11 protein-coding genes and 1 pseudogene are annotated in these 10108 nt (G+C 60.0%); 3 read left to right on the top strand and 9 right to left on the bottom strand.

Annotated elements, in window-relative coordinates; translation table 11 throughout:
- The 3 genes from NKI39_RS29645 to NKI39_RS29655 form a co-directional block, all read right to left on the bottom strand.
- On the bottom strand, positions 1 to 525 hold the full coding sequence (locus tag NKI39_RS29645) for an RES family NAD+ phosphorylase (protein ID WP_352836266.1): 525 nt from the start codon (positions 523 to 525) through the stop codon (positions 1 to 3).
- Positions 522 to 908, bottom strand: coding sequence for a hypothetical protein (locus tag NKI39_RS29650; RefSeq protein WP_352836269.1), 387 nt, complete (start codon positions 906 to 908; stop codon positions 522 to 524). The genes NKI39_RS29645 and NKI39_RS29650 overlap by 4 nt, the downstream gene beginning before the upstream one ends.
- A gap of 244 nt (positions 909 to 1152) precedes the next feature.
- Positions 1153 to 1614, bottom strand: coding sequence for a cupin domain-containing protein (locus tag NKI39_RS29655; RefSeq protein ID WP_352836272.1), 462 nt, complete (start codon positions 1612 to 1614; stop codon positions 1153 to 1155).
- 746 nt (positions 1615 to 2360) lie between these two features.
- On the opposite strand from NKI39_RS29655, the gene NKI39_RS29660 reads away from it, so the two are divergent.
- Entirely contained in the window at positions 2361 to 2702 is a 342-nt protein-coding gene (locus tag NKI39_RS29660; protein ID WP_352836298.1) for a hypothetical protein, read from the top strand.
- A 441-nt stretch (positions 2703 to 3143) separates the two neighbouring features.
- On the opposite strand, the gene NKI39_RS29670 is transcribed toward NKI39_RS29660, so the two are convergent.
- Positions 3144 to 3365, bottom strand: coding sequence for an excalibur calcium-binding domain-containing protein (locus NKI39_RS29670; protein WP_352836275.1), 222 nt, complete (start codon positions 3363 to 3365; stop codon positions 3144 to 3146).
- Positions 3353 to 3772, bottom strand: coding sequence for a thermonuclease family protein (locus tag NKI39_RS29675; protein ID WP_352836301.1), 420 nt, complete (start codon positions 3770 to 3772; stop codon positions 3353 to 3355). The genes NKI39_RS29670 and NKI39_RS29675 overlap by 13 nt, the downstream gene beginning before the upstream one ends.
- Before the next feature lie 905 nt (positions 3773 to 4677).
- On the opposite strand from NKI39_RS29675, the pseudogene NKI39_RS29680 reads away from it, so the two are divergent.
- Positions 4678 to 5657 (top strand): annotated as a pseudogene (locus tag NKI39_RS29680) (IS110 family RNA-guided transposase); the annotation flags it as partial.
- A 1883-nt stretch (positions 5658 to 7540) separates the two neighbouring features.
- Here NKI39_RS29680 and NKI39_RS29685 read toward each other — a convergent pair.
- On the bottom strand, positions 7541 to 7765 hold the full coding sequence (locus NKI39_RS29685) for a hypothetical protein (RefSeq protein WP_352836278.1): 225 nt from the start codon (positions 7763 to 7765) through the stop codon (positions 7541 to 7543).
- 150 nt (positions 7766 to 7915) lie between these two features.
- Between NKI39_RS29685 and NKI39_RS29690 the strand changes: the two genes are divergently transcribed.
- A complete protein-coding gene (locus NKI39_RS29690; protein ID WP_352836281.1) occupies positions 7916 to 8155 on the top strand; it encodes a hypothetical protein in 240 nt (79 codons plus the stop codon).
- 714 nt (positions 8156 to 8869) lie between these two features.
- Here NKI39_RS29690 and NKI39_RS29695 read toward each other — a convergent pair.
- From NKI39_RS29695 to NKI39_RS29705, 3 genes are all read right to left on the bottom strand, one after another.
- Positions 8870 to 9115, bottom strand: a complete 246-nt coding sequence (locus tag NKI39_RS29695; RefSeq protein WP_352836284.1) for a DUF982 domain-containing protein — start codon at positions 9113 to 9115, stop codon at positions 8870 to 8872.
- 206 nt (positions 9116 to 9321) lie between these two features.
- Positions 9322 to 9576 carry a DUF982 domain-containing protein gene (locus tag NKI39_RS29700; protein WP_352453556.1) on the bottom strand — a complete coding sequence of 85 codons (255 nt, stop codon included), beginning with the start codon at positions 9574 to 9576 and terminating at the stop codon, positions 9322 to 9324.
- 212 nt (positions 9577 to 9788) lie between these two features.
- Positions 9789 to 10108: transposase (locus NKI39_RS29705; protein WP_352836287.1), on the bottom strand; the 320-nt coding region annotated here is incomplete at its 5' end.

The following is a 10108-nucleotide window of genomic DNA, read 5'->3' on the forward strand; positions in this document are numbered from 1 at the left end:
TCAGGACCAGGACGACTGGTCGTGCGGCAACCGTTGATCGGGATCGTGAACCGCGACATGGTCGCCGTCGACAAGATTGGCCGGAAAGATCACCAGATTGGTGCCGCCGGCGTGACGCAGCGACGGAAACAGGATGCCGCGAAGTCCGGCGGTGATGACCAGATCCGCGAGCTTCCACGATGGCGGGATCTTCTTGTCGATGCGAGCGACCTGGCGCCAGGCACAATCCCACTCCTTCCACGGGCCATCCCAGATGTCCGGGTCGAAACCCTGCGAAAGGTCGGCTACCTCGGCGAGCGTGATCTTGTAAGCGGCAAGGGTGGCGGGCGGGGTGATGCTGGCTCCCTGCTTGTATTCAACAAGCGCCGTCTGGGTCGCACGCGACAGATAAAGTGCTTCGATGCCTGGCCGGTTGAAACGACCGCCGTCCGTCGCTGCGCCTGCACCGCTGGTGGGCAGGAAAGCCCATTTGGGAGTCAGATAGCGATGGAAGATTTCGTCTGGACCGATGCGGGTGATCCTCACCCGCGCGCACCATTCTCGAGATCCCGGATAAAGGCCAGAACCGCCTCGACCTGGCCGCCCGCGACGAGCTCGGCTGCGGTACGATGGCCATAGTCGGCGATCGGTTCATTGCGGTACCAAAAGATCGCCTTGTTGACGTCGCCGGTGAGTTCCGTCGCCGCCGAGATCACTTTCACCATCTCGCGCATCCGGCCCTGCAGGCGCTCCGATGAGGGGTTGCGGAGCGTGTTGCGGTGGACACCGGTCAGCTGGGCCAAGTTGGCCACCTTCACGCCCAGCGCCTCCGACAGGCGCTTCGGCGAGATATAAGGCGTGCGCGGCTCCTGCAGGCTATCGACAAAGCCTGAAATCACCGTGGAATGTGCGAGCTGTGCGTGGGCCATGACAAATCTCCGACCTCTCCTATGCACAATATATGCACATTCCGATGCATGGCAAGTGGACGGAGGCCCTACTCCTTCCACCAGACTACTTGCCCTTCTTCATTCCGTAGCGTTTGTTAGCTAGCGGCGGCAATGCGCCCAACCTCGGTCGTTTATTGCGGCCCTGCACGCCCCTGAAAGCGGACATCGCTGGTGCCGACGCCATGAGCGGTGCTGCGCCATGACCCGAATTGCAGAATCGAGCTTAGGCTCTTGTCGTCAGGGTAGAGAGCTGGTCAGTGTCGTAACGGTTCCGCAAGTCTGCAAGCGCTTTCGGATCCGGAGAGCCGTGCGCAGCGAGCCTGGCAAGCTCTTCAAAATAGTGCTCGTGTCCAGGCGGAGAGACGGTCATCAGCACCCTCGCCGGCTCTTCGCTGACATTGGTGATGTTGTGCGGAACGCCCGGTGGAATGAACAGGTAGGTGCCCGGGGTCGCGGGGATCGTCTTGTCCCCAACATGCCAGACGCATTCGCCCTCAAGCACGTAGAAGGTTTCCTCGTGTACGCGATGAACATGGAACCCGGTTGCGAAGCCAGCAGGGATCGTCCAGTCGAACATGCTCGTGTGTTTCGTATCCTTGCCGGTGACAAGGAACGCCATCGGAGAGCCACGCAACCTGACTCCATTGTTCTCGCCGGGCATGCGAATGACGGGAGCGACGCTCATCTGATCCTCCATTGGCTGGGTGCTACTTCCGCTAGCACGTGGAAAAGATGCACTCCCCGTTTCCGCGAGTCGTGAAGCCGTTCCGAAATCGTTGCGAAAAATTCACAAACGATATCTTCTTTGGGAATGGCGACAATCCTCGCGTTTGGTCCATTTCGCCTCGACACCGATGCTGGAATTCTATTCCACGGCGTAGAGCCGACGTCGCTCGGACAGCGGGCGGTCGCGCTGCTTGCGCTGCTTGTGGAACGGGCGGGCGCACCGGTTCCGAAGGCAGTTCTGATCGAGGCGGCGTGGCCCCGGACATGCCATTGAGGACAGCAACCTGACGGTCCAGATCGCGGCAGTTCGGCGGCTCTTTGAGGAACTGGCGGCTGGCGCATGCTGGATCGAAACGCTGCCGCGACGCGGCTATCGCTATGTGAGGCCGGCGGTCACAGCTGGTAACCGTGATGCGACACCCGGGGGCGCAGCAACGGCAACGCTGACATTGCCGGACAAACCGTCTGTCGCGGTTTTGCCATTTTCGAACCTAAGCGGCGATCCGGAGCAGGACTATTTCGCCGACGGGATGGTTGACGATATCATCACCGGCCTGGCGCGCATCAAGTGGCTGCTCGTCATAGCGCGAAATTCGACGTTTACCTACAAGGGTCGTGCCGTGGACGTGAAGCAGATCGGCCGCGAGCTTGGCGTACGATATGTGCTCGGAGGCAGCGTGCGGAGAGCCTGCGGCCACGTTGCGCGTGTCCGGCCAGATGATCGATGCATCGACCGGCGCTCATGTGTGGGCCGAGCGGTATGACCGCAGCTCTGACGATATCTTCGGGCTTCAGGATGCGATCGCCATGTCGGCTATCGGCGCAATCGCACCGAGTCTGCGGCGTGCAGAAATCGAGAGGGTCAAGCGCAGGCGCTCCGACAATCTCGATGCTTACGACCTTGTACTGCGGGCCCAACTCGACGTTGATTCCGGCATGCCTGAGCGAGTGAGGCGAGCGCTCGTGCTGCTCGAACGTGCCATCGAACTCGATCCGGCCTACGCGCAAGGCATGCCGTCCCTTGCTGTCATCATGTGCTACTCGTAGATCCGCCTCTTGCGCCTGCCAGCGCTGGATGCGCCGCGCGGCAGCCTTTCCCGGCACGAACCAGCTTTTGCGCTCGTAACTCCACCTGGCGCGCGGAACGGCAGTCCGTCACCGTTCAAAAGCGACCCGTCGAGGCGGCCTTTTCATTAGGAACCCCTTATTGTCGACTAAATGAAAGCGGGAAGATCCAACGATGCCTCCAAAATACGTGCCGCCCTCCGTTCATGAGACAGCTTTCAGCGGCATTCCAAATCGGCAGGGAGTTCGGCAGAGCCGAGGCCGAAGTTATGTTGCCCCGCCCATCGATTATGATCGCCACCCATCGACAACGAGCGATGCAGAACACGGCGAGCCGACCGGACGTTATCTTTCGCTGGCCTCAAGTCCGGCCTGATGCGGCGAACTTTGACGCTGCCGTCTCAACAATGACCGTGCGAAGGTTCAACACTGGCTTTCGCAGGCGATGCCGTCTTTGTCGCGGTCTAGCTTGCGGCCCCAAGAGCAGTTGGCTAGGTACCAACTTGCTTCATCGCACGAGCTGATTTGGGAACAGGTGCGCCGCGGCTCGCATGAATAGCCGCTTTGTGCGACCTGATGGCGGTTGATTAAGCCAAGCGGCTGGTTAGAAAGCGGCTGGTTGTCAGCATGCGCTAGACGCCACACCCAAGGCGCCTGAAAAGTTCCGGCCCACAGACCGAGCTTTGCCGCCTCTGCCCCTTCGCCTGCTGCCCCGCATAGGCGCCGTGGCTGTAGAGGGGCCAGTCCAGTGCCAAGCCCCTGCTCGACAAGCCAGCGCTGAACGCTACGACCGTCCGCCCGATCGCAGTTCCCGACAAGACGCCCGTACCGATCACGATCGACAAACTGCAATGCAGCGGTCGCGAAGCTGCCAGGAACTTGTCCAAGGCTTGGGCAGCGCGGCGCCCGCATGGGTAGTCAAAGCCCTTGGCGTCGTCGCAGTGCTGACGGCTCTCGGGCGCGTCGATGCCATTGAAACGAATCCTTTGGCCTGCAATCTCTACTGTGTCGCCATTGATCACCGAGGCGCGGCCTTCCATGTGGCCAGGCAATGGTTCTGTCCAGTTTGTTATCGTGCTCTGTTGGCCGGCGGTGCTCGGATCGCGAATTGGGTGACTGCGGCGGCGAGCGTGCCGGCGCCGAGGAAGATCAGCCCCAAGAGGGGTCGCGGCAGCCGCCGTGACGGCATTCTTCTGCCGGCGCGCCTTCGCCAGCGGTCAGCCTGATTGGCGCCTTGATAACGGTGGCCTTTGCCCACGCCCGCTCTCCCGGAAGAGAGAATGCCGCCATTCCGGGCGGTGGGCTTGCATCGCTCGCACTTGCATACTGGGTGATTTCCCAACCGCTGACGCCGTCCTTCCCCGCTGGACCCTCAGCCCCCATTGCACCTCTAGGTCCCTGCTTGCCGGGAAGACCTTGTGGACCGACAGGCCCTTGGGGCCCTGGGGGGCCTGCCGTTGTGCAACCTGCAAGGAGGGCGACGCATGCTAGAGCGGTAATAATTCTCATGACCACCTCCCCGGTTTCCCGGTGAGTTGACGACAAAAAACATTCGCCAAATCAACCGAATGTACCACCACGCGATTGTCGTGGATAGGAACGCGATCGGCGGCTAACGGAACGTCGCATATGCGCCGTGACGACGGGCGGCCAGCAATCGTAGCGTAGAGTGTTGACGCGCCTTCCTTGCCGTTGAAGCTCTCGATGAAGCCGTATCCGGCATGATGTTCTTGGTGCCATCGTTTGTTCGTCGTCAGGTTCTTAAGCTTGGCGCATCCGGGCATCCGGGCCACGGGGCACCGGGAGCACGCAAGTGCGGCAGGCCGCCGTATGCAGATGAACTGCGAGTTCGAGCACATTATCTGGCCGGCCCTATGACTCGCCCGGATGCGCTGCGAGTGCGGATCTGTCGTATTGCCCGCTCGCTCCCTGTTCGTGACCACCGATGGAGGGAACCGTGCGTATTATCGGCATGGACATACACCGCGTAACCGCCGAGGTCGTGTCGTTGCTTGATGGCGAGATCGTCAAGGTCGGCCGCGTTCAAATGCTGCGCAATAAGCTCGAGGAGTTCGCCAGGAAGGAACTCACCCACGATGATCATGTGGTGATCGAGGCGACAGGCAATGCTGCTGCCGTCGCTGAAGTGCTGTCGCCCTACGTCCATCGGATCGTGATCGCCAATCCCAAGCAGGTGCACATGATCGCGCACGCGAAGGTGAAGACTGACACGATCGACGCACTGTCCTTGCGAAGCTCTACGCCTCGGGCTTTCTGCCGGAGGTCTGGGTTCCGGATCCGGGGACCCTTGCCCTCTGAAGACAGGTCGCCAGGCGGACACAGCTGGTTCGCCAGCGTTCGCGGCTGAAGAACCTGATCCAGTCGATTCTCCACGCCCACCTGATCCCGCCGTGTCCGCATGGGAACCTCGCCCGGATCAGCGGGCGCAAATGGCTGACGAGGCAAATATTGCCTGCGGATGAGCGCGCCGCCATCGAGCGCCACCTCGGCTTGATTAACCAGATCAACGAGGCGCTGACGGTGGTCGAGGCGGATATCGCCCTACATGCCCTCCAGGATCCGACAATCCGCCGCCTGACGACGTTGCCCGGCCTCGACGTCACCGTGGCTGCGAGCGTTGCCGCGGCAATCGGCGACATACGGCGCTTCAGCGATCCACAGAAGCTCGTTGACTATCTTGGCCTCAATCCGAGCGTGCGGCAGTCCGGTGAGGGGCCAGCCTATCACGGGCGCATCACGAAGCAGGGCCGCGGCCATGCGCGGGGGATGCTGGTCGAGGCGGCATGGGCGGCTGTGCGATCGCCAGGACCTCTTCGCGCCTCCCACAAGCGGATCGCCTCGCGCCGCGGGAAGCACATCGCGGCCGTCGCCACTGCGCGCAAGCTTGCAATGATCATCTGGCACATGCTGAGCAAGGATACCGCAAAAAAGCCCCGGCGCTGGGTCGTTGCGCCGAGGCTTTGGGCACGTACAAGCTACACCAACATGTCCGTTTATAAACGTGCGCTAATAATGTAAAAAACGGTGAACCACGCACAGGCGGAAGGGCGCACGCTCAAAGCTGGGGTGAAGCGGCAATATCAGTGATGACAAGTTGCGCACCCTGATTGTTCCACCTAGCTTTCGACCGAACGAGGGGACGAGGATGCCGGCTGAGTGGCGGCCCAGCAGCTTGGGTTAGGGGGGCCGCTGGGCCTGACCAGCGAGCGTTCGGGAATGCTCGACTGGCTGGTTAGTATTTTAGATAAATCTAATGTAATCGAACCATGCGAACGAAGTACGCGGCGGTAAGAGGCTGGCACGATTCACTTACCGCGCGCTTTTGCCTTGGGTTCTGGCGAGCTTTCGGACGGGTTTGCAGCCAATTTTGCAGATCGCCGATCTGTTACCCACAGGGACTTTTTCCTCGCCACCAAATCGTCACGATCGCCCTCAGCGGTCGCTCGGCTATGCATCGCAGCTATGGCGTAGTCGGCTCTGTTGGTTCGATAGTCTTCTTTTTGGACAGTCATCGTTTTCTCCCAGTTTCATAGCCCCTCTTTTTGCCCTGGCGGGGAGATTAACTGCCGGTGCATTACGCGAGTCAATCGATGAACGACCACTCCGCAGTCGCGAGGGCGGGAAGCAAGCCGACAATTTTAACGTTGGAGCGGCTTACAGAGTGCCGGCAACACAGCCGCCCTTTCGTCGGGCTGCGTTGATCGCGTCCATGTTGCCCTTCAGCTCGCCGATCTTGGCTTCACCTGCCTTGATGTCTGTGTCGTCCATCATGCTGCCAACCGGCAAGCAAGCCAAAACACGCCATCCACGTTATGGCGGGCCGTCCTGTGTTGTACGGCCATTATCGGCACCAGGTCGGAACTCGTTCGGAAAAGTTCGGCTTCCAAATGGCTGCAGGACGTGCCCGCGTATACGCTGGACGAAACCAGCACGGGCTTGATGTCGGCTGGGCGAGTAGCGCAGCCCGACAAAACGCTGATGGCTACAAACGCACATAACTTGATTTTCATGCTTCCCCAAAATGCGCGCGGCGCGCATGCGTTGAGGGCGGGACGAAGTCTATGTGCCTTGACGGGATGCCGAATATATTCCTATTTGAGGGATGCCGCACCGTCGCCGTCATGAACAGATTTCCGAGTATCATCTTGCCAAGATCGAGCGGCAGGCTTGGCTACTGACGAAGGAACTGCGGGTCGCGCAGTTGTCCCTAAGGCCGTTCTGTCCGCACTACGACGCCATCGACAATTTGCATCGGGACCTAAAGCGGGCGCTCAACTTGCTGCATGACCGCCCGGCTGATTACGAAGAACCACATTTCGCGCCCATGTCGCGAGGGTGAAGAACTAGTCTGTCAGTTCAGTGAAGTCGTGGCGCCGCGCGCGAACATGTGCCAGCAAATTCGTTTCGTTTACGACCCCTGATTGAAAGAGATTCAGCGTGGTCGAGGCCAGAATCTGACCGTCTATCGGGGTGCTGTACCATTTGGCGTCGGCGGTTACCTGGTCGACAACCCGCTGGCAGATCGCCCGATCTTTAGGTCTAAGGAACTGACTTTTCGGTGCTCGTAGCATCTCGACGCCTTGAAACGGGGAGTCACTGTCTCCCGCGCGATACCCATGCGTGGTCTCCGAGCATGGACCCTAAACGCATTCAGACGGAAAATTGCCATTCGTTTGAGTGGTACCGATGTCGCGTGGATAAGCGGCGGTCCGCGAGCTAATCCACCATGTCGCGCAGCGGCTACTTGCGCTTTGGCGTCCTGTACTTGTCGACCAGCCTGACCTTGTCGATGTCGATCGTCACCAGCGGTCCCAGATCGACGGTCTGCCGCCTTCCTCGTCTAAGCGCGTGATCTCTCCGGTAAGCTCGATCTGCTGCCCCTTCTTCACCTTGGTATGATCGATGATCGAATGCGGAAAGCTATAGCTCGGGATGGAAACGCTGACGTGGTCCTCAGTGACCCGTCTGCGGACTGTGGCTGTGATCGCCACCTCGTCACGAATGGAAAGCGCGCGCCGTTCCATGAGTCTGGTGCGCTCGGCGCCTTACTCAAGATATTGCTAATTATGGATGAGCCCGCTTCCTCCAATCGATGGATGAACCCGATCGTGGGCCGGTGCTACTTTGATGCATCACGCGACTTACCCGACAAGAGCTGGCTCCAGGGGCAAAATATGAGCAAGACGACTCTCATTGCTATCGCAATCCTCGCGATCAGTGTCGGCTGTGCCGAAGCCAAGGACCGTAAGGTCGAAACCGCGACGCTCGGCACGTACGCCAATTCGAAGAACCTGCCGGTTTGTACCGCGTCAAGCTCACTCTTCGAAGTCCTCGGTAAATGTTTTCTCGTCACAGGTTCGATGATCTATGGCGACATCGCCGAACTCTCCCGGACAATCACTTTGAGTTGGTAGCCTAAGCAACAACCTCCCAGCGCGGCCTCCATTCTCCGGTATGAAGTTGCGTCGCAGGGGCTGCCTTCGCCCAGATATCGACCCGGTCTTCGCGCGTCGCCAATACCGGCGCAATCCCCAGTCATCACGGGCCTCTCCAAAATTCTTATGCCGTCCGCACCTGCGGTCGAGCGTGTCGCGCCAACACAGCAGCGCCTCTGCATCGTTTGGGCAACCCAACGCATAGCTTCCGGTCCGGAAACTCGCTTACGCGTCTCATCGTCCATTCGGCAGTGGAAAATTAGGCCGATTTGGCAGTGCTCAGAATCGCGTAGCTGTCCTGCGATCCGCTCGGAGAGGATGGCGAGTGGTTGCGGGCAACTGCGCCTCAAGCTGGCTGGCGACCGCCATCTGCAGCGCGCTGCTGCGGAGCAGCGCTGACGCTGCGTTCGTCCGGACCGTCGCAAGACCGCTTGATTGTATCCGGCCTGGAGACAGACAAACGCCGGCGCAACTCACCCTGAAACCAAAAGACAATATCGATGACCTCCAACAGCTATGCTCCCAAGGGTTCAAGCGCCTGCAAACATTCACCATGCCAATTTCGCCATCGCCGCTTCGATAATGACGGCGCCATCAATTTCATGGAGCAAGCTTTGCCGCCAAGGGGTTCTGCCCGATGGCGACGACCACGCTCGTGCATACCTCGATCACCACACCAAGACCCTGTACCTCCTACTCAGGGGAGAGATACACGTTGGCCTCCTTGGCAGCCGCCTCAAAGGCTTCACGCACCTCTTGGGGGGAGGCGCTGCCCTGGAACGCATCGACGCAGGATTGGACCGCCTTGGTCCACTTCGGGCCCTTTGCGTCCCACCCCATGAGTTCCTCGGCGGCTCCCTCGACGTGGCTGACCCCATTGCGAATGCCCGGATGTTTCGTCTTCACGTAGACCGGGGGAGAGAACCAGAGAGGACCCATAAGGGGGAACTTAGAGCGCCAAGAGCCCGCTGACCAACCCCGCTTTAGCCGCAGCTAAGGAACGATGTAGGCCCTCGCGGGTTTAGAGCTTGCAGCGGTCGATACTTGGATGTGCAGCCGCTGTGGGGGTCCGTCGCCTTTCTCACGGGCGGCGGGCTCCTTTCGCGAAGGCGGTGTTGGTCAGAGAACCGTTGCCGCAACTCAAGTTAGCTACTTGTCATTGGGGGGAGTAATGTCCCCTCCTCTTTTGCAGCAGCCAGGAATGCCTTGCGGGCCTCCTCGGGTTCCATCTCATCGAAAATCACGGCCATGCAAACGCGCACCGCGAGATCCCAGCAAGGGCCACGCTTGGTCCACTTCATCAGCTCCTCGCCGGCTGTCTCGGCGTTGTTGACGTTGCGAATGAACCCGGGACGCTCGGTCTTGACGGGGACCGGAGGGTTGAACCAGTGGCGGGCCATGAAGGGGCCTTAGGGCGGCTAGCGGGTTTCCTCTCTATAAACCGGCTCAGCGATGAGGACGGCTAACCATTTGTTAGGGATGGTCTGAGTCCGTGAGGGGTGTTTCCAAACGTTCATCGACGTTTATCCGAGCGGTCGGTACGAAGCCGGTATGCATCATCTTCCGGTGGGTGTCGCCCTAGTCATTTCGCTTGTTGTCGGTCTAGAGTCTTTCACGTTTTGACGGAAGCGTATCCGGCGTTTGCGAAGTAGTTCTTGCATTCGCCGGGTTCGATCGTCGCAACGAGGTGGCCGATGTGGCGCCAAGTGTCCTCGACGGTACGCTTCTGAGCTTGTCGCATCCAATGCTTGATCTTGGCGAAGGCCTGCTCGATCGGGTTGAGGTCGGGGGAGTAGGGTGGCAGGTACCAAAGCCTGGCGCCGGCAGCCTTGATCATCTGCCTGATCGCCGCCGACTTATGACTTCCCAGATTATCCATGACGACGATGTCGCCGGGTTTCAGCACGGTGATGAGCTGCTGCTCGACATAGG

The sequence above is a fragment of the Mesorhizobium sp. M0664 genome (assembly GCF_040320565.1).
Classification (GTDB): Bacteria; Pseudomonadota; Alphaproteobacteria; order Rhizobiales; family Rhizobiaceae; genus Mesorhizobium.

What these genes read in the sequence shown, in the direction of transcription:
- NKI39_RS29650 (WP_352836269.1), bottom strand. Translation starts at nt 908, where the DNA reads ATGGCCCACGCACAGCTCGCACATTCCACGGTGATTTCAGGCTTTGTC.
- NKI39_RS29655 (WP_352836272.1), bottom strand. Translation starts at nt 1,614, where the DNA reads ATGAGCGTCGCTCCCGTCATTCGCATGCCCGGCGAGAACAATGGAGTC.
- NKI39_RS29685 (WP_352836278.1), bottom strand. Translation starts at nt 7,765, where the DNA reads ATGGAACGGCGCGCGCTTTCCATTCGTGACGAGGTGGCGATCACAGCC.
- NKI39_RS29690 (WP_352836281.1), top strand. Translation starts at nt 7,916, where the DNA reads ATGAGCAAGACGACTCTCATTGCTATCGCAATCCTCGCGATCAGTGTC.
- NKI39_RS29695 (WP_352836284.1), bottom strand. Translation starts at nt 9,115, where the DNA reads ATGGGTCCTCTCTGGTTCTCTCCCCCGGTCTACGTGAAGACGAAACAT.
- NKI39_RS29700 (WP_352453556.1), bottom strand. Translation starts at nt 9,576, where the DNA reads ATGGCCCGCCACTGGTTCAACCCTCCGGTCCCCGTCAAGACCGAGCGT.